Raw genomic sequence first — 23,327 nt, forward strand, 5'->3', positions numbered from 1 at the left:
CCCCCCCGGGCCCCACCCCCTCGGCCTTCCCCTCCGTGCCGGAACCCCTCGATCCCCCCCGGGTTCCCTCCCCCGGAGTTCCGGACGCAGAGTTCGACACGGGAGGCGGGGGGAGGGTTGTACGGGATCCGGAATTTCCTTCACCGGATACCTGGGCGCCGGCCCGCTCCGCCGGCCCGGCCGGCGTCTCACGGCCGCCCCGGACCCACAGCCCCTCGACGAACAGCTCGACCCCGATGGGTCCGGTGGAGCCGGCCTGCGCGCAGGGGTCCGGACAGACCGTGTCCTCTTCGAGTTGTTCGAGGGGGCGAACAAAACGCCTGCTTGGCCTTATGGTCTGCTCGGCACGGACGGAACCGTGACCGTGCCCGGCCTGCGCACCAGGACGTACGAGCACCAATGCGCGACCCCCCGCGCGACCGGAGGACGACGAGATGACGGTGACCCTGGCGGACGTGGCGGCCCGCGCACAGGTCTCCCCCGCGACGGTTTCGCGCGTGCTGAACGGCAACTACCCGGTGGCCGCGTCCACCCGGGAGCGGGTGCTGCGGGCGGTCGACGAGCTGGACTACGTCCTCAACGGCCCCGCCAGCGCGCTCGCGGCGGCCACCTCGGACCTCGTGGGCATCCTCGTGAACGACATCGCGGACCCGTTCTTCGGGATCATGGCGAGCGCGATACAGGCCGAGATCGGGGGGCCGGGCGGGCGGGCGGGCGGTGAGCGGCTGGCGGTCGTGTGCAACACCGGCGGCTCGCCCGAACGGGAACTGACGTACCTCACCCTGCTGCAGCGGCAGCGGGCCGCGGCGGTGGTGCTGACCGGCGGAGCCGTGGAGAACGAGGCGCACGCGTCGGCGGTCTCGGCCAAGCTGCGCAGGCTGGCCGAGGCCGGGACCCGGGTGGTGCTGTGCGGGCGGCCGCCCGTGCCGGACACCGGATCCGTCGCGCTGACCTTCGACAACCGCGGTGGTGCCCGCGCCCTGACGGAGCACCTCGTCGGCCTCGGGCACCGGCGGCTCGGCTACCTCGCGGGCCCCGACGAGCGCACCACCACCCGCCACCGGCTGGAGGGGCACCGCGCGGCGCTCGAGGCGGCCGGCATCGAGGATGACCCGCGGTGGACGGTCCACGGCAGCTACGACCGCCGGTCCGGTCACGAGGCCACGCTGGAACTGCTGCGCCGGGACCCGTCCCTGACGGCGATCGTCGCCGCGAACGATTCCGTCGCGCTGGGCGCGTGTGCCGCGCTGCGGGAGTCCGGGCTGCGCATTCCCGCGGACGTCTCGGTGGCCGGCTTCGACGACCTGCCCTTCAGCATCGACGCGGTGCCGTCGCTGACGACGGTGCGGTTGCCGCTGTCCGAGGCGGGGGCCCGGGCGGGGCGTATCGCCATGGGCCGCGAGGAGGCTCCGCCCGGGGGGATCGCGTCGGTGCGGGGGGATCTGATGGTGCGGGGTTCCTCCGGGGTTCCGCGGGGCGCCTGATCGGTGGGGGGGCGCCGCTCGGGGAGTGCGGGTCGGGGGTGCGGGTCGGCGCGTTCGGTTCGGCGGGTTCGGTTCGGCGGGTTCGGTTCGGCGGGGGCCGCCCGGTCCGTTCCCCGCGCCCCTTCCGGCGGGCGGACGCCTCACGGGCGTCCGGCGGCCCGGCGGCCCGGCGTCCCGGGGTGCCCGGGCGGGCGCCGGATCGGCGACCGGCTGGTGCGCTCCGTCGTCGGCTTCGTCCGTGCGGCCGGGCGGCCACCGGTGCCTGGCGCCGTGGACCAGCGACGCCGGGCGGTGCCCGGCGCCTCCACCAGGAGCACGGCCTCGTGCTCGTCTGCGTGCTCGCCTTCGTGCTCGTCGCCGAGGGACCGCACCGCTCCTTCGGCCAGGATCCGGTCGGCCGGGAGCGGCGGTTGGATCTCCGCGGATCGGGCACCCGGCGAGTAGGGTCCGAGCATGAAGCTGGCGTTCTCCACTCTCGGTGTCCCCGGCCTGCCCGTCCCCGACGTCCTGGCGCTCGCGACCGCGCACGGTTACCACGGTGTGGAACTGCGCGCCCATCCCGAGGAGCCCGTGCACCCGGGACTGTCACCCGCCGAGCAGGCGGAAACGGCCGCACTGTTCAAAGCGACCGGAATCGAACTGCTCGGCCTGGCCGGATACGCACACGTCGCCGCGCCCGGCGACGACGCCCCCGTCCTCGACGACATCCGACTGCTCCTGCAGCTCGCCCACGATCTGGGCGCCCCCTTCGTCCGGGTCTTCCCGGGCGCGGATCCGGACCGGCCCCGCGAGGAGTCCGACGCCCTCGCGGCCCGGCGGCTCGGTGCCGCCGCCGAGGACGCCGCCGCGCTCGGCGTCCGGATCCTGCTGGAGACCCACGACTCGCACCGCACCGGCGCGGACGTGATCCGTGTGCTGGGCCCGGTCGGGCACCGGCAGGTGGGTGCGCTGTGGGACGTGATGCACACCTGGCTGGGCGGCGAGCAGCCCGTCGACAGCTACGCGGCGCTCGCCCCGCACCTCGGCTACGTACAGGTCAAGGACATCGCCTCGGCCGAGGACAGCGGCCCGCTGCCGCTCGGCGCCGGCGTCCTGCCGCTCACCGAGTGCGTGGACGTCCTGTGCCGCAACGGCTGGGACGGCTGGCTGTGCTGGGAGTACGACAAGCGCGGACACGAGTCCGCCGCCCCGCTCCCCGGCCTGCTGACCGCGGGCCGCGAGCACCTCGTACGCCTGCTCGGCGAGGCGGCCTGACCGGCCCGGACCCTGTCCACGGCCGCCCGGCGCACGTGCTCCACCGCCGGCCCCCGGGCGAACGCCCCGCGCCGGGCGGCCCACCTCCGGCCCCGGGGCCGTCGGCGGCGGGGCCGGGCGTCGGCGGCGGGCCGGTCCCGGGCACACCGCACACGTGGGTGTCCCGCGCCGTGGGGCAGGCGGCCGGGCGCGGGGAAATTCGATGGCCGGGGCCACGGGGGGTGGTTAGCCTCCCCCGGTGACTCCCCAGCCCGCGCGTCCCCGTTCGCTCCCGTGAGGCTCAGCCGCTCGCTCGTCGACGTGACGCCGCTGCGCACCTCGCCCGTCTTCCGGCGGCTGCTGATCGGCCGGACCGTGTCCGTGCTCGGCGGGATCATGACCATGGTGACGGTCATGTACCAGGTGTGGGACATGACCCGCAGCACCGCGTGGACCGGCGCGGTCGGGCTGGCGCAGGCGTTGCCGCTGGTGGTGTTCGGGCTGTTCGCGGGCGCCTGGGTGGACCGGGCAGACCGGCGCCGGATCTATCTGGCGGCCACCGTGGGCCAGGCCGCCTGCTCGCTGCTGCTGGCCGTGCAGGGGTTCACCGGGCACGTCCCGGTGGTGGCGGTCCTCGCGCTGGTCGCCGTGCAGTCGTCGTTCGGCGCGCTCGGCGCCCCGGCGGCCGGGGTGTTCGTCCCCCGGCTGCTGCCCCCGGAGCAGGTGCCCGCCGGGCTCGCCCTGAACCTCGTCACCGGCCAGACGATGATGCTGCTCGGCCCCGCTCTGGCCGGTGTGCTGCTGGGCCGGCTGGGCATCGGCGCCTGCTACCTGCTGGACGCGCTCAGCTTCGGACTCGCCTTCCACGGGGCCTTCGGGCTGCCCGCGCTGCCACCGGAGGGCGAGCCGTCGCGGGCGGGACTGCGCGGGGTACTGGACGGGCTGCGGTTCCTGGCCGGGCACCGGGTGGTGCGGGGAGCACTGATCACGGACCTGGCCGCCACCGTGCTGTCCTTCCCGGTGAGCCTGTTCCCACTGGTCAACGCCGAGCGGTTCGGCGACGACCCGCGCACCCTCGGCCTGTTCCTGTCGGCCCTGGCGGTGGGCGGCGTCACGGCGACGGCCCTGTCCGGCTCGCTGACCCGGCTCGGCAGGCCGGGCACGGTGATGCTGTGCGCCTCCGGCACCTGGGGCGTGGCACTGGTCCTGTTCGGGGTGTCCACCAGCCCCTGGGCCGGTCTCGCCCTGCTCGTCCTCGCGGGCGCGGCGGACGCCACCGCGGTCGTCTCCCGCTCCACGATCGTGCAGACCCGCACCCCGGACGCGCTGCTGGGCCGGGTCACGGCGGCCGAGCAGATCGTCGGGCAGGCGGGCCCCAGCCTCGGCAATGTGCGCGGCGGTCTGCTCGCGGGCTTCAGTTCCGGGGCGACGGCACTGGTGGGCGGCGGTCTGATGTGCGTCCTCGCGGTCGCGGCGGTCGCGGCGGCGACTCCCGAACTGCGGGCAGGAGCCGCGGAACCGACCGTGCCGGAGGCCCCCTGAGCCGAACGGCGGCTTCCCGGCGCGCGGGACGCGGACGGCCGCTCCCCCGGACGCCTCCCGCCTGGCGTGGCCGACCTGACCCGGGCCACGCCGGACACGGGCGGTGGTCCCGCCCGCCGGGGCGTCCGCCCCCGACACGCCGCGCGCCTCCGGCACATGCGGCACACGCAGCACGCGCAGTGCGCCTAGTACGTCAGCCCGTACCCCAGGGGGTACAGCACCCGGTCCGGATCGTCCGCCCGCTGCACCGGCACCGGGAGCCTGCCGTGCGGCACCACCCGGCCGGCGATCACCCGTGCGGCGGCGCGCAGTTCGACGTCGGTCCAGGAATAGGTCGCCAGGAACGCCTTGACCGCGGGAAGCCGAGCCACGTCGTAGGGGTTCCGGACGGCGACGGCCACCACCGGTTTCCCGGTGCCGAGCAACTGCTCCACCAGGGTCCGCTGGCTGCTGCCCGCCGTCACGTTGTACGTGGCCACGACCACCGCGTCGGCGTCCCGCGCGGCCGTCACCGCCCTGCCGATCGCCGTCGCGGAGGGCGCGGTGCCGGTGGACAGGGCGGTTGCGGTGAAACCGAGTTCGGTGAGGGCGGCCGCCAGGACGGTGGTGGGCGGGCCGGTCGTGCCGGACGGGGAGGCCGGGTCGGCGCCCACGACGAGGACCCTGGGCCGGTCGTCGCGGTCGAGCGGGAGGACGCGGTCGTCGTTGACGAGCAGGGTCGTGGTCCGCTCGGCGATCCGGTCGGCGGCGGCGAGATGGGCCCTGGTGCCCACCGTGCGGTCGACGCCGGCACCGGTGACGTAGGGCGGCCGGTCGAGGAGTCCGAGCCGGGCCTTCAGCCGCAGGATGCGCAGGATCGACTCGTCCAGGCGGGCCTCGGTCAGCTCGCCGTCCCGGACGGCCCCGAGGACCGCGTGCCACGCCACGTCCAGCGACGGCGGGTTGAGGAGCTGGTCGGCACCGGCCTTCAGGGCGAGCACCGGCACCCGGTCGTCGCCGTACTTGGTGCGCACTCCCTCCATGCCGAGCGAGTCGGTGACCACGACGCCGTCGTAGCCGAGTTCACCGCGCAGGATGCCGGTCAGGATGGGGTGGGAGAGGGTGGCCGGGTCCCCGGCGTCGTCGAGGGCCGGGAACTGCAGGTGCGCGGTCATGATCGAGTCGATGCCCGCCGCGATCGCCGCCCGGAAGGGGACCGCGTCCAGCCGCTCCCACAGCTCCCGGCTGTGCGTGATGACCGGGAAGCCGGTGTGGCTGTCGACGGCGGTGTCCCCGTGGCCGGGGAAGTGCTTGGCGGTCGCCGCGACCCGGGCGGCCTGATAGCCCCTCACCTCGGCGGCGACCAGCCGGGCCACCGCCTCGGGATCGGCCCCGAAGGACCGTACGCCGATGACCGGGTTGGCCGGGTTGACGTTCACGTCGGCGTCGGGGCTGTAGTCCTGGTTGATACCCATGGCACGCAGTTCGGCGCCGGAGACGCGGCCGAGGGTGTGGGCGTCGGCGGGGCGGCCGCCCGCGCCGATCGCCATCGCGCCCGGGAACAGCGTGGCCGGTGCGCCCACCCGGCAGACGATGCCGTGCTCCTGGTCGGTGGCGATGAGAACCGGCAGACCCCGGGGCTGCCCGAGGGAGGCCTGCTGGATGCCGTTGGACAGGTCGGCGATCTGGTGCGGGTCCCGGGTGTTGTGGGCCCAGGTGAAGTAGATGATGCCGCCGACCCGGTACTTCGCGATCAGCTCGGCGGCCGTGCGCACCCCGATCTCCGCGAGGTTGGCGTCGACGTCGGCCTGGTCGGGGGCGGTGGCGGAGTGGCCGTAGACCCGCATCACGAAGAGCTGGCCGACCTTCTCCTCCAGGGACATGCGGGAGATGAGGGCGCGCAGCCTGGTGTCGCCGGAGGCGGCGGCGTGGGCGGTGGCCGGTACGGTCAGCGCGGCCGTGATGCCCGCGGTGGCGGCGAGAACGGTCCGTCTGGACGGCCGCGGGGTGTTTCCCGTGCTTCCCGTGCTGCTGTCGTGCACGCGTGCTCCTTCCGGAGGAGAACCGCTGAAGGAAACTTCCAAGGAGCCACCAATATCCGGGAAGTTTCTTTCCGTCAAGGGAACGCACAGGACGCCCGGGTGAGGCCGTGCCCGGCCCGACCGGCGTGCCGCTCCGCCGCCTCCGGCGGAGGCGGGACGGGGCGCCGCACCCGGTCGTCCGGCGCCCCGCGGTGCCGGTCCCCCACGGGTCGGGGGACCGGCACCGGTGACTCAGGGACGCAGCGCGGGCTCGCGCTCCACGTCCCGTACGTCCAGCTTCGCGTCGTGGCGGGCCAGGGGCCGCGCCGCGGACGGGTCCGCCTGGACGGCCGCGGGCGCGACGCCCGCCCACTCCAGGATGCGTGCCGTGGCCAGCGCCCTCTGGTCGGCCACCAGGCCCGCCACGTTGGCACCGTGGTTCATGCCGGGGGCGGTGAAGACGTACGAGTCACGGGCGCCCCGGCCGACGCGGAACCGCTCCGAACCCCAGGGGTCGTTCTCGCCGTAGACGAAGAGCATGTGCCGGGCGTGCCGCCTGACCCAGGTGTCCACGTCCCGCATCGCGTCCGGCTGGAAGCGCATCGGGATGGAGCGGGGCACGAAGTTGCGCGGCGGCTGGTAGCCGTAGCGGATCAGCTTCTTCTCGATGTACGGGAAGTGGATGGTGGGCGCGCCGAGCTGGGTGCCCGCCTGGTAGTAGTACGGCGTGTACCTCTCCAGGCCCTGGTCGGTGTAGGCGGAGAAGCCGGAGACGGTGTCGACCGAGTCCCAGATCGCGTCGTCGGTCGCGGTCGCCGCGTCGGCGGGGATCGTGTCGCAGTCCTCCAGCAGGCTGTACTGCCAGAAGCCCCAGACGTAGTCGAGGACGACCGCCTCGTAGGCCTTGTCCAGGCTTCCGATGGTGTCGAAGGTGTAGCCGCTGTCGGCCGCGTACCGCGCGTACCTCTCCTCCAGCGGTTCGCGGCGCACCAGTGCCTCCCGCTGGACGGCGTTCAGCCGGTCCCGGCACTCCTTGGAGCCGACGCCCGCGAAGAACCGGTCGTACGCCGAGTCCTCCTTGTCGACGACGTCGTTGGGGGCGACGTACGCGATCACGCCGTCCATGTCGCGCGGGTAGAAGCGCTCGAAGTAGGTGGCCGTCATGCCGCCCTTGGAGCCGCCGGTGGCGAGCCAGTTGGCGGAGTAGACCGGCTTCAGGGCCCGGTAGACCCGGTGCTGGTCACTGGCCGCCTGCCAGATGTCCAGCTTGGACCAGTCGGCCGGCGCCGGCCGGGACGGCGTGAAGAAGCGGTACTCCAGGGAGACCTGGTTGCCGTCCACGATCTGGGTGGGTTCCCGGCGGGACGGGGTCGTGGAGACGTTGTAGCCGCCGGTGTAGAAGACCGTCGGGCGGCTGGTGTCCTTGTGCAGCACGGTGATCCGCTGCTGGAACGTGCCCGCGGACGGGTGCCGGTGGTCGACCGGCTGGGTGTAGTTCAGTACGAAGTACCGGTAGCCGGGGTGCGGCTTCTCCTGGACCAGGCTCATGCCGGGTATCGCCAGGAACCGGTCCTTGATGTCGGGCTCGGACTGGGCGGCGGTGGCCGCGCCCGCTGTGCTCAGCGTGCCTATGAACACCGTGAGCGCCAGCAGCCATCTGAGCGCCTTGCGCATGCGCACTCTCCCCTGTGAGACAGATGTGCGCCGGAAGCTAGCGGAGCAACTGCCGTGGCACCAGAGGGGGTTGTGCGGTTTGGATGGATCTGCGGTTTACCTGGCCGTGCCGGTCGGGGATTCAGGGGCGCGGCGACGCGGCGGTCAGCACAGGAACCAGCCGGAGCTGACCGAGGCGCGCCCCACCGAGCCCCGCACCCACACGCAGCGCTGCCCGGCGTGCACCGTCACCGGGCCGGCGTGGTGCTTGAACCGGCCCGTGTCCAGGACCGGCCGGTTGCCGCGGGCCTGGAGGCTGACCGACATGAGGCGGCGGGCCCCGGGGTGCCGGGCCACGGTGACGACGCAGACGTAGCCGTTGCGCTTGTAGACGTGCACGACTCCGGCGCTGAACGGCAGGGTGCGCACCTCGCGTCCGGCGCAGGAGCCGGCCGGTGCCGCCTGGGCGGCGCCGGGCACCGCGAGCGCGAGCGCGCCGGAGGCGGCCAGCGCGGCCGCGCCGAGCGCCAGGCGCCGGCGTATGGCACCACAGTCCATCGTCGTCCCTCCCCGTACCGCGGTCGTACGTCCCCGGCATACGTCACCGACGACCGTACTCGTGTACGGACGCACGACCTGTGTCGGATGGTTGCACGGCCGTCGGCGAGACGGCCCGCCGGGGTGCTTCGCTCCGGGGTGCTCAGCGGACGGCGCCGACCGGCTCCTCCGGTTCGGACCGGCCGATGAAGGTCCGCCACAGCTCGGCGTACCGGCCGCCCAGGGCCAGGAGTTCGTCGTGGGTGCCGTCCTCGGCGACCCGGCCGTGGTCCATGACCACCACCCGGTCGGCGCGCGCGGCCGTGGTCAGCCGGTGCGCGACCACCAGCGTCGTGCGACGGCCGGCCAGCCGGTCGGTGGCCTGGTTGACCTGGGCCTCGGTGGCCAGGTCCAGGGCGGCCGTGGCCTCGTCGAGGAGCAGGACGTCCGGGTCGACCAGTTCGGCGCGGGCGAGCGCGATGAGCTGGCGCTGGCCGGCCGAGAGGTTGCGGCCGCGCTCGGCCACCTCGTGCAGGTAGCCGCCGTCGAGCGTGGCGATCATCTCGTGCGCGCCGACCGCCCGCGCCGCGGCCTCGACCTCGGCGTCGGTGGCCTCGGGGCGGCCGTAGGCGATGGCGTCCCGGACGGTGCCCGGGAAGAGGTACGCCTCCTGCGGGACCACCCCGAGGCGGTGCCGGTACGAGGTCAGGTCCAGGGCCCGCAGATCCGTGCCGTCGGCCGTGACCCGGCCGGAGGTGGGGTCGTAGAACCGGGCCACCAGCTTCACCAGCGTCGACTTGCCCGCCCCCGTCTCGCCGACGAAGGCGACCGTCTGCCCGGCCGGGATCGTGAGGTCGACGCCGGTGAGCGCCGCCTCGTCGGTGCCGTAGGCGAAGCTCACGTCCTCGAAGGCGATGTCGCCGCGCAGGGAACCGACCTCGCGGGGCGTGTCGGCGGAGCCGGTGGAGGTCGGCTCGCGCAGCAGCTCCTGGATGCGGCCGAGGGAGACGGTGGCCTGCTGATAGCCGTCGAAGACCTGGGAGAGCTGCTGGACCGGGGCGAAGAACAGGTCGATGTACAGCAGGTACGCCACCAGCGCGCCGGTGGTCAGCGTGGCCGCCTCCACCCGGCCGGCACCGGTGATCAGCACGGCGGCCGCGGCGACCGAGGACAGGAGCTGGACGAACGGGAAGTAGACCGAGATCAGCCACTGGCCGCGGATGCGGGCGGCGCGGTAGCTGTCGCTGCGCTCGGCGAACCGGCGCGCGCCGTCCCCCTCGCGCCGGAAGGCCTGCACGATCCTGAGTCCGGCCACCGACTCCTGGAGGTCGGCGTTGACCAGCGACACCCGCTCACGGGCGAGTTCGTACGCGGTGACGCTGGCCCGGCGGAAGAAGAAGGTGGCGACGACCAGCGGGGGCAGGGTGGCGAAGACGACCAGGGCGAGCTGCACGTCGAGCACCAGCAGGGCGGTCATGATGCCGAAGAAGGTGACGACCGAGACGAACGCGGTGACCAGGCCGGTCTGCAGGAAGGTGGACAGGGCGTCGACGTCCGTGGTCATCCGGGTCATGATCCGGCCGGTCAGCTCGCGCTCGTAGTAGTCGAGGCCGAGCCGCTGGAGCTGGGCGAAGATCTTCAGCCGCAGCGCGTACAGCACGCGCTCGCCGGTGCGGCCGGTCATCCGGGTCTCGCCGATCTGGGCGGCCCACTGCACCAGCACCGTGAGCAGGCCCAGCAGCGACGCGGCCCACACCGCGCCCAGGGCCGCCCTGCTGACGCCCTGGTCGATGCCGTGCCGGATCAGCACCGGCAGCAGCAGGCCCATGCCCGCGTCCACGGCGACCAGCAGCAGGCTGACCAGCAGCGGCAGGCCGAAGCCGTGCAGCAGGCGGCGCAGGCCGTACGACCGCTCGGGGCGCACCGCGCGGGCCTCGTCGACGTCGGGGGTGTCGGTGGCCGGGGGCAGCGCCTCGACCTGGGCGAGGAGTTCGGGGGTGGCGGGGGTGCCGGCCATGGCCTCGTCCCTGGGCCGGCGCTCGCCCGTCCACAACCGGGGGGTGATGCCGGCCTCGGCGTCGAACTCGGCGTCCAGTTCCTCGCGCAGGCTGGTGTCCTCCCGCGGCTCGGCGGGCTCGGTGCGGCCCGGGGAGACGCCGCCCAGCTCGTCGGGGTCGGTCAGCAGCCGGCGGTACAGGGCGCAGCGCTCCTGCAGTTCCTCGTGGGTGCCGAGGTCGGCGAGCCGTCCGCCGTCCAGGACGGCGATGCGGTCGGCGAGGTTCAGGGTGGAGCGGCGGTGGGCGATGAGCAGGGTCGTACGGCCCTCCATCACGTGCTTCAGCGCCTCGTGGATCTCGTGCTCCACACGGGCGTCCACGGCGGAGGTGGCGTCGTCCAGGACCAGCAGGCGGGGGTCGGTGAGCAGGGCGCGGGCGAGCGCGACCCGCTGGCGCTGGCCGCCGGAGAGGGTCAGGCCGTGCTCGCCGACCTTGGTGTCGTAGCCCTCGGGCAGCTCGCCGATGAAGCGGTCCGCCTGGGCGGCGCGGGCGGCGGCCTCGACCTGCTCCTGGGTGGCGTCCGGGCGGCCGTAGGCGATGTTCGCGCGGACGGTGTCGGAGAAGAGGAACGAGTCCTCGGGGACCAGGCCGATCGCGGCCCTGAGCGAGTCCAGGGTCAGTTCGCGCACGTCGTGCCCGCCGACGAGGACGGCACCCCGGGTGACGTCGTAGAAGCGCGGCAGGAGCAGGGAGACGGTGGACTTGCCGGAGCCGGAGGAGCCGACGACGGCCAGGGTCTCGCCGGACCGGATCTCGAAGCTGAGGCCGTCGAGGACGGGGCGGGCCGCGCCGGGGGCGAGGTCGTATCCGAACGACACGTCGTCGAACTCGACGGTCGCGGGCGCGTCGGCCGGGAGGGGCTTCGTGCCGTCCTTCATGGTCGGCTCGGTGTCGATCAGCTCCAGCACCCGCTCGGTGCCGGCCCGGGCCTGCTGCCCGACGGTGAGCACCACGGCGAGCATGCGGACCGGGCCGACGAGCTGGGCGAGGTAGGTGGAGAAGGCCACGAAGGTGCCGAGCGTGATGTGGCCGCGCACGGCCAGCCAGCCGCCGAGGGCCAGCATGGCGACCTGGCCGAGGGCCGGCACGGCCTGCAGGGCCGGGGTGAACCTGCTGTTCAGCCGGATGGTGCGCAGCCGTCCCGCGAAGAGGCGGCGGCCGACCTCACGCAGCTTCCCGGTCTCCTGCTCCTCCTGCCCGAACCCCTTCACCACGCGGACACCGCTCACCGCGCCGTCCACGACGCCGGCCACGGCGGCGGCCTGGGCCTGGGCGTACCAGGTGGCGGGGTGGAGCTTGCTGCGGCTGCGCTTGGCGATCGCGTACAGGGCGGGGGCCACGGCCAGCGCGACCAGGGTCAGCGGCGGCGACAGCCACGCCATGATCACCAGGGAGATCAGGAAGAGCAGGACGTTCCCGATGGTCATCGGGAGCATGAAGAGCAGGCCCTGGATGAGCTGGAGGTCGCTGGTGGCCCGGCCGACCACCTGCCCGGTGGAGAGCTCGTCCTGGCGGCGGCCGTCGAGACGGGTGATCGCGCCGTACATCTCGGTCCGCAGGTCGTGCTGGACGTCCAGGGCGAGCCGTCCGCCGTAGTAGCGGCGGACGTAGGTGAAGACGTAGACCAGGGCGGCCGCACCGAGCAGGGCCCCGGCCCACACGGCCATGGAGCGGGTGTGGGAGCCGATCACGTCGTCGATGATCACCTTGGTGAACAGCGGGACGACGGCCATGACGGCCATGCCGCCGAGGGAGGAGCCGAGGGCGAGGACCACGTCCTTCGGGTACCGCCAGGCGTAGCCCGCCAGTCGCCGTGCCCATCCCCGTTGCGCTGCCACGCCGGTGCCTTCCTGTCGTCCTGCTCTACCGGAAGGCACCAACGCCGGGGCGCGCGGATTTCATCCCCCCGCGGCGAACGGGGCCGGGCGCCGGGACCGCGCCCGTGAGCGGCGGATCCGCTTCAGCCCCGCGGCGGCACCGCGACCCGGGCCTCGCTCGGCGTGCTCGTCGGGGTGTAGCGCGCCACGGCGGACGTCGTCGGCGCCAGGTCCTTGTGGACGGCCCTGGCGACGTTCTGGATGGTGGTGACGCCGTAGCTCATGGTGCTGTTGTCCTGCGTCAGCACGGACATCATGTAGTCGTGGCCGCCGCCGTCGAAGGTGCCGAGGCTGTGCACGCGCCAGCCGTGCGTGGCGCGCTGCAGCCAGCCGTTCTTGACGTGCACGGTGACCGTGGACGGAGCGCCGGCCGGCGTGCCCCAGCGCTGCGAGGAGACGACCTGGTTCATCAGCTTGCGGATGTAGGCGCGGGAGTTGTCGCTCAGCACGCTGTTCCTGGCGGTGACGAGCTTGAGCAGCTTCTGCTCGTCGGTGACGTTCTCCTGGGTCAGTCCCCAGTAGCCGTTCGCGCCCGGGACGGTCCTGGTCATCCCGGCGGCGGACAGGAAGCCCTTGATCCTCGTCATGCCGAGCTGCTTCCAGAGCGTGCTGGTCGCGCTGTTGTCCGACTTGGTGATCATGGCCTTGGCGAGTGAGGCCTCACGGTCGGTCAGGTACCGGTTGTGCTTCTTGGCGTCCCACAGCAGGGTGGCGAGCACGGTGACCTTGACGGTGCTGGCCGAGTCGTAGGAGGTGGTGGCGCGCAGGGTGCAGGTGGTCTTCGTGGACCGGTCGTACAGGCCGATCGCGACGCTGCCCTTGCGGTTCGCGAGCGCCGCGGTGATGTCCTTCTTCAGCTTGTCGGCCAGGCCCGCCTTGGCGGACGTGCAGCTGACGGTGGGCGCGGTCGCCGCCGCGGCCGGGGTGGCGGCGACCGCCGGTATGAGCACCACGGCGCCGAGGGCGGCCGCCAGGGCGCCGGCGCGTACGGATGTGCGGGAAGTCATGCATGCGTTGACTCACCGGGGTGGGCGACGGTTGTACGTGTGGCCGGTCACGGGGGTGGCAATGCTTCAGCCATGCCGGAGACGGAAGGTCAGCTGAAGCAGTCCGGGCGCCTGTTCGCGGCACTGGCCGTGCTGCGCCTCCTCGCCCGGGTGGACCGGGAACTCATCACCCCGGACGCGGCGCCGAACGCGAAGGACAGCCCGGAGATCCGCGTCAGGCGCGTCAAGGGCGACCTGTACGAGGTGCTCACGGCGGCTCGCCGGTACGGCGGCGGCGAGCACTGGAAGGCCGCGTCGGAGATATTCCGCTCCATACCGGGCTTCCTGACGGCCGGACCGGTGCCCCCGGGAAACATCAACGACGAGGAGCTGGCGGAGCACCGGGCGGGTTACGACGCCCAACTGGCCGAGTACCGCGAGAAGTTCCCCGGCCTGCTGAACTGATTGCTTCTCCGCGCCACATGACGCCCATGACAGGCGGCCTGCCGGGTCCCGACACACAACGGTCACCTCCGCTTCACCCCTTGATGCGCATGTTCATGTCACGCTGCGGTTGTCCGCTCAATCAACCCGCGTAGATCGGCCCCCACATGACCGTGACGCACATGCCCCGCCGGAAGGCTCCGGCACTGGCCGTTTCGGCCCTGCTCGTCGGCCTCACCCTGCCCACGGCGATCGCCACCCCGGCAAGCGCGACGACGACCTCGTACGACAGCACGTACTACAGGAACGCCGTCGGCAAGACGGGCGCGAGCCTCAAGTCCTCGCTGCACACCATCGTCAGCAGCCAGAGCAGGATCTCGTACTCGGCGGTCTGGGACGCGCTGAAGGTCACCGACCAGGACCCGGACAACAGCAGCAACGTGATCCTGCTGTACAGCGGCGTCTCACGCGCCAAGTCCCTCAACGGCGGCAGCACCGGCGACTGGAACCGCGAGCACGTGTGGGCCAAGTCGCACGGTGACTTCGGCGAGGTGACCGGCCCCGGCACCGACCTGCACCACCTGCGCCCCGCGGACGTCCAGGTCAACGGCATCCGCGGCAACAAGGACTTCGACGACGGCGGCAGCGCGGTCAGCGGCGGGGGCGGCAGCCTCACCGACGCCGACTCCTTCGAGCCGCGCGACGCGGACAAGGGCGACGTGGCCAGGATGATCCTCTACATGGCGGTCCGCTACGACGGGGGCGACGGCTTCGCCGACCTGGAGCCCAACGAGAAGGTCAGCAACGGCAGCAACCCGTACATCGGCAGGCTGTCCGTCCTCAAGCAGTGGAACGACGAGGACCCGCCGAGCGCCTTCGAGGAGAGGCGCAACCAGGTCATATACGACACATACCAGCACAACCGCAACCCGTTCATCGACCACCCGGAGTGGGTCGACGCGATCTGGTGAACGCACGACGGCGGTGAACCTCCGCCCGCGAAGGGGAAGTCCACCGCCGTCCGGCGTCCGGCGCGACCGGTCAGTCCAGGTGGGTCGGCGCGAACATCCGCAGCACCGCGGGGAGTACGACCACCGACGGACCCGGCGCCGCGAGCGCCTTCGCCAGGTCCTCCTGCAGGGTCTCCGGGGTCGTCAGGACGCCCGGTACGCCGAAGGACTCCGCCAGGGCCACGTAGTCCGGGCGGGTCAGCTCGGTGGCCGTGGCCCGGCCGAAGGCGTCGTTCATGTACTCGCGGAGGATGCCGTAGCCGCCGTCGTCGACGATCAGCCAGGTGACCGGCAGGTCGTACTGGCGGGCCGTGGCCAGTTCGGCGATCGAGTACAGGGCGCCGCCGTCGCCGGACACCGCCAGGACGGGGCGGGTGGGGTCGGCCGCCGCGGCGCCGAGGGCGGCGGGGAAGCCGTAGCCGAGGCCGCCGGCGCCCTGCGCGGAGTGCATGGTGTTCGCGCCCCGGGGGTCGAAGGCGGACCAGGCCCAGTAGGCCAGGATCGTCATGTCCCAGAAGGACGGGGAGCCGGCGGGGAGGGCGCGGCGGACCGCGGCCAGAACGCCCTGCTCCAGGGTGAGTTCCTGGCCGGCGATCCGGTCCTCGACCTTGGCGAGCAGTTCCCGCACCCGCTCCGGCGCCGACGGGTCGGCCCGCTCCTCCACCGTCTCCAGCAGGGCCTGGAGGGCGAGGCGGGCGTCCGCGTGGATGCCGAGTGCCGGGTGGTTGGACTCCAGTTTGCCGAGGTCGGCCTCGATCTGGATCACCCGGCCGCGCGGCTTGAACGTGTGGTAGTTCGAGGAGAGTTCGCCGAGGCCCGAGCCGACGACCAGGAGGACGTCGGCGTCCTCCAGGAAGTCGGTGGTGTGACGGTCCTCGAGCCAGGACCGCAGGGAGAGGGGATGGGTCCAGGGGAAGGCGCCCTTGCCGCCGAAGGTCGTCGCCACCGGGGCGTCCAGCCTCTCCGCCAGCGCCCTCAGCTTCCCGGACGCGTCGGACCGTACGACCCCGCCGCCCGCGATGACCGCCGGGCGGACCGCGCGGGACAGCAGGTCGGCCGCCACCGCGGTCAGTTCGGGGCGCGGGAGAAGGTCGTCCGGGGTGGCGTCCAGCGCCGTGACCACCGGAAGCGCGGTCGGGGCGAGCAGCACGTCCTGGGGGATCTCCACCCACACCGGGCCGTGCGGAGCCGTCAGCGCCGACTGCCAGGCCGCCGCGACGGCGGAGGGGATCTGGGACTGGGTGCGGACGGTGTGGACCGACTTGACCACGCCCCGGAACGAGGCCGCCTGGTCGGGGAGTTCGTGAAGGTAGCCGTGCCGGCCGCCGCCCAGGCCGGCGGTGGGGATCTGGCTGCTGATCGCCAGCACCGGGGCGGAGGCGGCGGCGGCCTCCTGCAGGGCGGCCAGCGAGGTCAGCGCGCCCGGGCCGGTGGAGAGCAGCAGCGGGGCCGCCTCACCGGTGATCCGGCCGTACGCGTCGGCCGCGAAACCCGCGTTGTTCTCCACGCGCAGGCCGACGTAGCGCAGCGACGAGCGGCGCAGGGCGTCGAACACGCCGAGGGCGTGCTGGCCGGGCAGGCCGAAGACGGTGGTCGCGCCCAGCCCGGCCAGGGTCTCCACGACCAGGTCTCCGCCGGTGCGCCCGGGGGGAGGGTTCAGCGCGGTCGAGATCTGTGCCTCGGTCGGGCGGAGCACCGGATCGTGGTCGTGGGTCACTTCGCTCACGCGTCCTTCCGGGCCGCCGCGATCCGGCGGCTCATGAGGGTGGTCAGTTCGTACGCCGTGTGGGAGGCCGCCACCGAGGTGATCTCGGCGTGGTCGTACGCGGGGGCGACCTCCACCACGTCGGCCGACACCAGGTTGCAGGACGCCAGCCCGCGCAGGATCTCCAGGAGCTCGCGGGAGGTCATGCCGCCCGCCTCCGGGGTGCCGGTGCCCGGGGCGTGGGCCGGGTCGAGGCAGTCGATGTCGATGGAGATGTACAGCGGACGGTCGCCGATGCGCTGGCGGAGCTGGTCGGCCACCTCGTCGGCACCGCGGCGGTAGACGTCCGCCGAGGTGACGATGCCGAAGCCCATCTTCTCGTCGTCGGTGAGGTCCTGCTTGCCGTACAGCGGGCCCCGGGTACCAACGTGGGAGAGCGCCTCGGTGTCGAGGATGCCCTCCTCCACCGCGCGGCGGAACGGGGTGCCGTGGGTGTACTCGGCGCCGAAGTAGGTGTCCCAGGTGTCCAGGTGGGCGTCGAAGTGGAGCAGAGCCACCGGGCCGTGCCTCTTCGCCACCGAGCGCAGCAGCGGCAGCGCGATGGTGTGGTCGCCGCCCAGGGTCATCAGGCGGGCGCCCGTGCCCAGCAGGTCGTCGGCCGCCGCCTCGATGGTCTCCACGGCCTCGTTGATGTTGAACGGGTTCACGGCGATGTCGCCGCCGTCCGCGACCTGCGCGAGGGCGAACGGGGAGGCGTCCTGCGCAGGGTTGTAGGGGCGCAGCAGCCGGGACGCCTCGCGGATCGCGTTGCCGCCGAAGCGGGCGCCCGGCCGGTACGAGACACCGGAGTCGAACGGCACGCCCACCACGGCGACGTCGGCGGTGCCGACCTCGTCGAGGCGGGGCAGCCGGGCGAAGGTCGCGGGCCCGGCGTACCGCGGGACGCGGGAGGAGTCGACGGGGCCGCGGGGCGTCTCGTTACTGCTCATGGTCAAATGCCTTCTTTCCAGCGTTTCATCACGCTTGTACTGCTTTCCGGACAACTCTACTGGCGAGCCGCCACCGGTTCGGACGCGAGTTCGGGGGATCGTCCCGCGAGGCGTTCCCACCGCGGGGACATCCGCCCGTACCCGCGGCTGCCGGTCCGACTTGACACTAGGTGGCCGGAAAGCGACTGCGAAGTGTACGTTTCATCCATACGAACGGGGCTGGATGGAGGGAACGCACACCATGCCGGAACCGGTCGCCCCAGCCGTCCCACCGACGCCACCGGTCGCGCTCTCGGCCCTGCTGTCCCGGGAGGACCTCGCCCTGCGCCAGATCGCGGGCCCGTCGGGTCCGTCCCTGGTGATCCACGCGGCGCACACCTCGGAGATGGCCGACCCGTACCCGTATCTGCTGGGCGGCGAGCTGCTGCTGACGGCCGGGGTGCACATCCCGCGGGCGGCGGAGGCGGGCACGTACTTCGACGACTACGTCTCCCGGATCGTGGCGGCGGGCGGCGCGGCCCTCGGCTTCGGACTGGCCCCGGTGCACGACACCGTGCCGCCCGCCCTGATCGCGGCCTGCGACGCGCAGCGCCTCCCGCTGCTCGAGGTCCCGCCCCGGACCACCTTCTCGGGCGTGGCCCGCGCGGTCTGGCAGCTCATGGCGCAGGCCCGCCTGGCCGAGCTGCGCCGCGTGACCGACGCCCAGCAGAGCCTCGCGGCGGCGGCCTCCCGCCCGGACCCGGTGCCCGCGGTGCTGCGCCGGCTCGCCCGGCACCTGGGGGGTCACGCGATCCTGTTCGGCCCGGACGGCACCGGCGTCGCGGAGGCGGGCCGGGCGGTGTCCGGCGAGGTGCGGGAGGCACTGGCGAAGCTGGCGGAGGTGGTCCGGCCGGGCGGCCCGCGGCCCCCGGAGGGCGACGCAGGCACCGGGCGCTCCGGCGGCGCCGCCGGCGCCGTCCAGCCCCCGCCGGCCCGGCCGGCCCCCTCCTCCGCCGCCGACACCCTCGGCGACACCCACCTCGCCGCCTACGCTCTCGGGGCCGGCGAGGGGTTCGTGCTCGCGATGGCCTCCGGACCGCGCGGGCCCGGGGACCACACCATCGCCTCCGTCGCCGCCGTACTGCTCTCCCTGCTGACCGGCGAGCACCGGAGCGGGTCCGGCGCGGCCCGGACGGCCGCGCTCGTGCGGCTGCTGCTCGGTTCGTCGCCCGAGGCGGTGGCGCCGCTGCTCGGCGACGGCGAGTGGATCGTCGTGCACGCCCGGCCGGAGAGCCGGTCACCGGACGCCGTGGCCGCCTCGGCGCTGGGCGCCGCCCTCGGCTCGCCGCTGGTGGACGTGGCCCGTGACGTCGTCCGGGTGCTGGTGCCCGCCGCGCGGGAGCCGGTGCCGCAGCCGGGCTGGACCCTCGGGGTCAGCGCGGCGGCCGGCCCCGGCGAGTGGCCCGCCGCCGACACCCGGGCGGCCCGCGCGCTGGCCCGCGCCCGCGCCACCCGCGTCCCGCTGGTCCGGCACGGTGCCCGGCCGGGCCTGGCGGACCTGGTGCCCCCCGCGGACGCCGAGGCGCACGCCCGGGCGCTGCTCGCGCCGCTCGGCGCCCAGCCCGCGCTCACCGAGACCCTGCGCGCCTGGCTGTCGCTGCACGGCAGTTGGGACCGTACGGCGGTGGCGCTGGACGTGCACCGCAACACCGTGCGGCAGCGGATCGCCCGCTGCGCCGCGCTGCTGGACGCCGACCTGGACGACGCGGACGTGCGCATGGAGATGTGGTTCGCGCTGCGCCGGGGCTGACCGGTGCCCGGTGCCGCGCCGGAACCCAGTGATCCAGGTCCCAGCACGCGGCATGCCGAGGACGCGCCCGGTGCGCTGCCCCACAATGGGGGGCATGCCGATAACCGGGACACCCAGCCGCGCCCAGCTCGTCGACCACCTGGTGAGGACCCGTATCGCGGGGGACGTCGCCACGCCCCGCGAGAACAACCTCTCCCACTACCGCAGGCTGGCCAACGGCGAGCGCAACTTCTGGCTGGGGCTCGAGCTCGGCGACCGCTGGGCGGACGAGCAGGACGTGCTCGCGGTGATGGCGGAGCGGGTGGGGGTCAACGACGACCCCGAGTACCGGTACGGGCAGGACACCATCGACCCCGAACTGACCGTGGACGCGCTGGACCGACTGGCCGCGCGGCTGCGCAAGGCGGCCGAGGGACGGCAGCGGGTGCTGTTCGCCACCGGACACCCGGGCGGCCTGCTGGACGTGCACCGGGCCACGGCCGGGGCGCTGCGCGCGGCCGGCTGCGAGATCGTGGTCGTCCCGGACGGGCTGCAGACGGACGAGGGGTACGTCATGCAGTTCGCGGACGTCGCCGTCCTGGAGCACGGCGCGTCGCTGTGGCACACGCACTCCGGCGAGCCGATGCGGGCCGTTCTGAACGGACTTGCGCGCGAGGGGCGCCCGCTGCCCGACCTGGTGGTCGCCGACCACGGCTGGGCCGGGTACGCCGGACAGCACGGCGTCGACTCCGTCGGATACGCCGACTGCAACGACCCCGCGCTGTTCCTGGCCGAGTCCGAGGGCACCGTCCAGGTGGTCGTCCCGCTCGACGACCACGTCGTCAGCCCGCGCCACTACGACCCCATGACGGCGTACCTGCTGGCGGCGGCGGGCCTCGACTGATACCTGGTAACGCGTGGTACCTGGTACCGCGTCAAGTCGGGGTTCGCCCGGCGCGAGGGGCGAACCCCGGCCGGCCCGGCACCAGGGCACGGCGGATGCGCGGCTCCGTGCACGGGGCCGCACATCCTTGTCTCGGGCGTGTCTCAGGAGACGGTCGGTTCAGCGCCCTCCGTGGCCGCCGTGACCGCCGTAGCCTCCGTAACCGCCATGGCCGCCGTAGCCGCCGTAGCCACCGTGGTCATAACCACCGTGGTCGCCGTGGCCGTAGCCGCCGTAGTCGCCGTAGTCGTCGTCATCGTCGTCCCACCACGAGTTGTGGTGGTTGTAGTGGTCGTTGTCTCCCCAGTCCCAGCTGTGGCTGTAGGAGCCGTGGTCGTTGTTGTCGGAGGCCGAGGCCGTGCCCGCCGTGCCGACCGCCGCCCCGCCGGCCAGCAGCAGGCCGGTGGCGGACATGGCGACAAGGCGCCTCGCGCGCTGTGCTCGCATGGGCAATACCTTCCATCCCTGGGTGTGGATGGCCGCCGCCGCGTGTCGTGAAGGAAAGTGCGGGGGCGGTCTGGTGGGGTCCGCCGCAGCCTGTGATGCGACACGACGTGCGTCACCTTGCCGGCGCCTGCGGCCCACCCTGTTCGCGATCGCGCCCCCGGGTGCCGCGGCTGAGGTCCGGAGTCAACCGGATCCTCGCCGACCGGGCATGCCGTGCACTGCGGCTTTCACTTCCAAAGCCTAGTACCACACGTGTCACACGTCACATTGAGCAGGCAACTATTTTTCGCTCACCCGAAGAAACCCGGAAGACCATGTTCCGCCCAACGGCGGGCAGCGGACGGCGAGCTGACGCGGCGGGTGCGGCACGACGGTCGGGAACCGGCGGGACCGCCCGGCGCGGCGAGGCCCGCCCGCGCCCCCGTACCGGGAGGGCGCGGGCGGGCCCGCGGGCCGGACGAAGTCAGCGCGGGACGCGGACCACGCCCTCCTGGATGACCGAGATGGCCAGCCGTCCGTCCTGGGTGTGGATGCGGGCCTGGCCCAGGCCCCGGCCGCCGTGCGCGGACGGCGACTCCTGGTCGTACAGCAGCCACTCGTCGGCGCGGAACGGCCGGTGGAACCACATCGCGTGGTCCAGCGACGCCCCGACGACGTCCCCGACCGCCCAGCCGCCGCGGCCGTGCGCGAGCAGCACGGAGTCGAGGAGGGTCATGTCGGAGACGTAGGTGGCGAGTACGACGTGCAGCAGCGGGTCGTCGTCCAGTTTGCCGTTGGTGCGGAACCACACCTGGGAGTGCGGCTCGCGCGGCTCGCCGAACCTGCCGTACGGCGGCTCGTCCACGTAGCGCAGGTCGATCGCCTCGCGGACCTCCAGGAAGCGCTCCACGACGTCGGGCGGGAGATGGGCGTAACCGCGCATCCGCTCCCGGGAGGTGGGCAGCGTGGCCGGGTCCGGCGCCGCCGGCATGGCGGCCTGGTGGTCCAGCCCCTCCTCGTGCGCCTGGAAGGACGCCGAGAGATGGAAGATCGGCTTGCCGTGCTGCACGGCGACCACACGGCGGGTGGTGAAGGACCGTCCGTCGCGGATCCGGTCGACGCTGTAGACGATCGGCGCGCCGGGGTCGCCCGGGCGCAGGAAGTACGCGTGCAGCGAGTGGGCCTGCCGGTCCCCGGGGACCGTGCGCCCGGCGGCGAGGAGCGCCTGCGCCGCGACCTGCCCGCCGAAGACGCGGGGTACGACGGCGGAGCGGGACCTGCCGCGGAATATGTCCTCCTCGATCTGCTCGAGGTCGAGCAGATCGAGGAGGTCCTGAAGTGCCTGGCTCATGAGGTGGTTGTACCCGCCAGTGATTGCGGAGACCTTACAGGCCCATGTCCTTGGCGATGATCGTCTTCATGATCTCGCTGGTGCCGCCGTAGATGCGGTTGACGCGGTTGTCCGCGTACAGGCGGGCGATCGGGTACTCGTTCATGTAGCCGTAGCCGCCGTGGAGCTGGAGGCAGCGGTCGATGACGCGGTGCGCGACCTCGGTGCAGAAGAGCTTGGCGGAGGCCGCCTCGGCGGGGGTCAGCTCACCGGCGTCCAGGGCCTCGGTCGCGCGGTCGGCGACGGCCTCGGCGGCGTCCACCTCGGCCTGGCAGGCGGCCAGCTCGAACTTGGTGTTCTGGAAGTGGGCGACCGGCTTGCCGAAGACGGTGCGCTCCTGGACGTACTGCTTGGCGAAGCGGACGGCGGCCTTGGCCTGGGCGTAGGCGCCGAAGGCGATGCCCCAGCGCTCGGAGGCCAGGTTGTGGCCGAGATAGTAGAAGCCCTTGTTCTCCTCGCCGAGCAGGTCCTCGACGGGCACCTTGACGTCGACGAAGGCCAGTTCGGCGGTGTCGGAGGTGCGCAGGCCCAGCTTGTCCAGCTTGCGGCCGATGGAGTAGCCCTCGGACTTGGTGTCCACGGCGAACAGGGAGATGCCGTGGCGGCGGTCCTCGGCGGTCGGCGCGGAGGTCCGGGCGCAGACGATGACCTTGTCGGCGTGCACACCACCGGTGATGAAGGTCTTGGCGCCGTTGAGGACGTAGTGGGTGCCGTCCTCGGAGAGCTTGGCGGTGGTCTTCATGCCCGCGAGGTCGGAGCCGGTGCCCGGCTCGGTCATCGCGATGGCCCACATCTCCTCGCCGGTGACGAACTTCGGCAGGTAGCGCTTCTTCTGCTCGTCCGTGGCCAGCATCTTGATGTACGGCAGGGCGAGCAGCACGTGCACGCCGGAGCCGCCGAACTGCACACCGGCGCGGGCGGTCTCCTCGTAGAGGACGGCCTCGAACTTGTGGCTGTCCAGACCGGCGCCGCCGAACTCCTCGGGCACGTTGATCCCGAAGATGCCCAGCTCACCGAGCTTGTGGTAGAAGTCGCGCGGCGCCTGGCCGGCGGCGAACCACTCGTCGTAGACGGGCACGACCTCGGCCTCGATGAAGGCGCGAAGGGTCTCCCGGAACGCCTCGTGATCCTCGTTGAACACCGTACGGCGCACGCCGCCACCTCCACGTACCTCGGCATGACATTCGGGCATGTCTAAGCGCTTGCTCAGATCCCAAGATACTGGCGGGTACGTTCCGCCGTCCAGGGTGACCTTGGCCACCCGGCGGCCGGGGGCGCCCCCG

Annotated in this window: 18 protein-coding genes; 7 read left to right on the forward strand and 11 right to left on the reverse strand. The window is 73.2% G+C overall.

Annotated elements, in window-relative coordinates; translation table 11 throughout:
• The first annotated feature begins 434 nt into the window (after nt 1-434).
• Nucleotides 435-1,484: a LacI family DNA-binding transcriptional regulator gene (locus tag MXD57_RS07720; protein WP_250400566.1), complete on the forward strand. Its 1,050-nt coding sequence runs from the start codon at nt 435-437 to the stop codon at nt 1,482-1,484.
• A 140-nt stretch (nt 1,485-1,624) separates the two neighbouring features.
• Here the strand turns inward: MXD57_RS07720 and MXD57_RS07725 are convergent, their stop codons facing one another.
• Complete coding sequence (locus MXD57_RS07725; RefSeq protein WP_250400567.1) at nt 1,625-1,939, reverse strand: hypothetical protein; 315 nt, start codon at nt 1,937-1,939, stop codon at nt 1,625-1,627.
• Between MXD57_RS07725 and MXD57_RS07730 the strand changes: the two genes are divergently transcribed.
• Together MXD57_RS07730 and MXD57_RS07735 are read left to right on the forward strand one after the other, a co-directional pair.
• Nucleotides 1,938-2,738, forward strand: a complete 801-nt coding sequence (locus tag MXD57_RS07730; protein WP_250400568.1) for a sugar phosphate isomerase/epimerase family protein — start codon at nt 1,938-1,940, stop codon at nt 2,736-2,738. The genes MXD57_RS07725 and MXD57_RS07730 overlap by 2 nt on opposite strands.
• A gap of 273 nt (nt 2,739-3,011) precedes the next feature.
• Nucleotides 3,012-4,259, forward strand: coding sequence for an MFS transporter (locus MXD57_RS07735; protein WP_250400569.1), 1,248 nt, complete (start codon nt 3,012-3,014; stop codon nt 4,257-4,259).
• A gap of 185 nt (nt 4,260-4,444) precedes the next feature.
• Here the strand turns inward: MXD57_RS07735 and MXD57_RS07740 are convergent, their stop codons facing one another.
• The 5 genes from MXD57_RS07740 to MXD57_RS07760 all read right to left on the reverse strand — a co-directional run bounded on the left by MXD57_RS07740 (nt 4,445) and on the right by MXD57_RS07760 (nt 13,390).
• The gene (locus tag MXD57_RS07740) at nt 4,445-6,280 is read right to left on the reverse strand and encodes a glycoside hydrolase family 3 protein (protein ID WP_250400570.1); all 1,836 of its coding nucleotides are present in this window, start codon (nt 6,278-6,280) and stop codon (nt 4,445-4,447) included.
• A 231-nt stretch (nt 6,281-6,511) separates the two neighbouring features.
• Nucleotides 6,512-7,933, reverse strand: a complete 1,422-nt coding sequence (locus MXD57_RS07745; protein ID WP_250400571.1) for a S28 family serine protease — start codon at nt 7,931-7,933, stop codon at nt 6,512-6,514.
• A 144-nt stretch (nt 7,934-8,077) separates the two neighbouring features.
• Nucleotides 8,078-8,470 carry a hypothetical protein gene (locus tag MXD57_RS07750; protein WP_250400572.1) on the reverse strand — a complete coding sequence of 131 codons (393 nt, stop codon included), beginning with the start codon at nt 8,468-8,470 and terminating at the stop codon, nt 8,078-8,080.
• A gap of 142 nt (nt 8,471-8,612) precedes the next feature.
• Nucleotides 8,613-12,344: an ABC transporter ATP-binding protein gene (locus MXD57_RS07755; protein ID WP_250400573.1), complete on the reverse strand. Its 3,732-nt coding sequence runs from the start codon at nt 12,342-12,344 to the stop codon at nt 8,613-8,615.
• A 122-nt stretch (nt 12,345-12,466) separates the two neighbouring features.
• A complete protein-coding gene (locus MXD57_RS07760) occupies nt 12,467-13,390 on the reverse strand; it encodes a serine hydrolase (protein ID WP_250400574.1) in 924 nt (307 codons plus the stop codon).
• Between the two features lie 72 nt (nt 13,391-13,462).
• Here MXD57_RS07760 and MXD57_RS07765 point away from each other — a divergent pair, with 72 nt between their 5' ends.
• Both MXD57_RS07765 and MXD57_RS07770 read left to right on the forward strand, forming a co-directional pair.
• On the forward strand, nt 13,463-13,834 hold the full coding sequence (locus MXD57_RS07765; protein ID WP_250400575.1) for a hypothetical protein: 372 nt from the start codon (nt 13,463-13,465) through the stop codon (nt 13,832-13,834).
• Between the two features lie 161 nt (nt 13,835-13,995).
• Complete coding sequence (locus tag MXD57_RS07770) at nt 13,996-14,784, forward strand: endonuclease I family protein (protein ID WP_250400576.1); 789 nt, start codon at nt 13,996-13,998, stop codon at nt 14,782-14,784.
• Nucleotides 14,785-14,854: 70 nt separating this feature from the next.
• Here the strand turns inward: MXD57_RS07770 and MXD57_RS07775 are convergent, their stop codons facing one another.
• Nucleotides 14,855-16,540, reverse strand: a complete 1,686-nt coding sequence (locus MXD57_RS07775; RefSeq protein WP_250400701.1) for a thiamine pyrophosphate-binding protein — start codon at nt 16,538-16,540, stop codon at nt 14,855-14,857.
• Between the two features lie 5 nt (nt 16,541-16,545).
• Complete coding sequence (gene speB, locus MXD57_RS07780; RefSeq protein WP_250400577.1) at nt 16,546-17,517, reverse strand: agmatinase; 972 nt, start codon at nt 17,515-17,517, stop codon at nt 16,546-16,548.
• A gap of 241 nt (nt 17,518-17,758) precedes the next feature.
• Here speB and MXD57_RS07785 point away from each other — a divergent pair, with 241 nt between their 5' ends.
• Nucleotides 17,759-19,306, forward strand: a complete 1,548-nt coding sequence (locus MXD57_RS07785; protein ID WP_250400578.1) for a PucR family transcriptional regulator — start codon at nt 17,759-17,761, stop codon at nt 19,304-19,306.
• 94 nt (nt 19,307-19,400) lie between these two features.
• Nucleotides 19,401-20,189 carry a phosphatase gene (locus MXD57_RS07790; RefSeq protein WP_250400579.1) on the forward strand — a complete coding sequence of 263 codons (789 nt, stop codon included), beginning with the start codon at nt 19,401-19,403 and terminating at the stop codon, nt 20,187-20,189.
• A 159-nt stretch (nt 20,190-20,348) separates the two neighbouring features.
• Here the strand turns inward: MXD57_RS07790 and MXD57_RS07795 are convergent, their stop codons facing one another.
• The 3 genes from MXD57_RS07795 to MXD57_RS07805 all read right to left on the reverse strand — a co-directional run bounded on the left by MXD57_RS07795 (nt 20,349) and on the right by MXD57_RS07805 (nt 23,197).
• Nucleotides 20,349-20,675, reverse strand: coding sequence for a hypothetical protein (locus MXD57_RS07795; protein ID WP_250400580.1), 327 nt, complete (start codon nt 20,673-20,675; stop codon nt 20,349-20,351).
• A 463-nt stretch (nt 20,676-21,138) separates the two neighbouring features.
• Nucleotides 21,139-22,005, reverse strand: coding sequence for an acyl-CoA thioesterase II (tesB, locus tag MXD57_RS07800; RefSeq protein WP_250400581.1), 867 nt, complete (start codon nt 22,003-22,005; stop codon nt 21,139-21,141).
• Between the two features lie 34 nt (nt 22,006-22,039).
• Entirely contained in the window at nt 22,040-23,197 is a 1,158-nt protein-coding gene (locus MXD57_RS07805) for an acyl-CoA dehydrogenase family protein (RefSeq protein ID WP_199210646.1), read from the reverse strand.
• Nucleotides 23,198-23,327 lie beyond the last annotated feature (130 nt).

The organism is Streptomyces cellostaticus, assembly GCF_023630175.1.
Classification (GTDB): Bacteria; Actinomycetota; Actinomycetes; order Streptomycetales; family Streptomycetaceae; genus Streptomyces; species Streptomyces cellostaticus_A.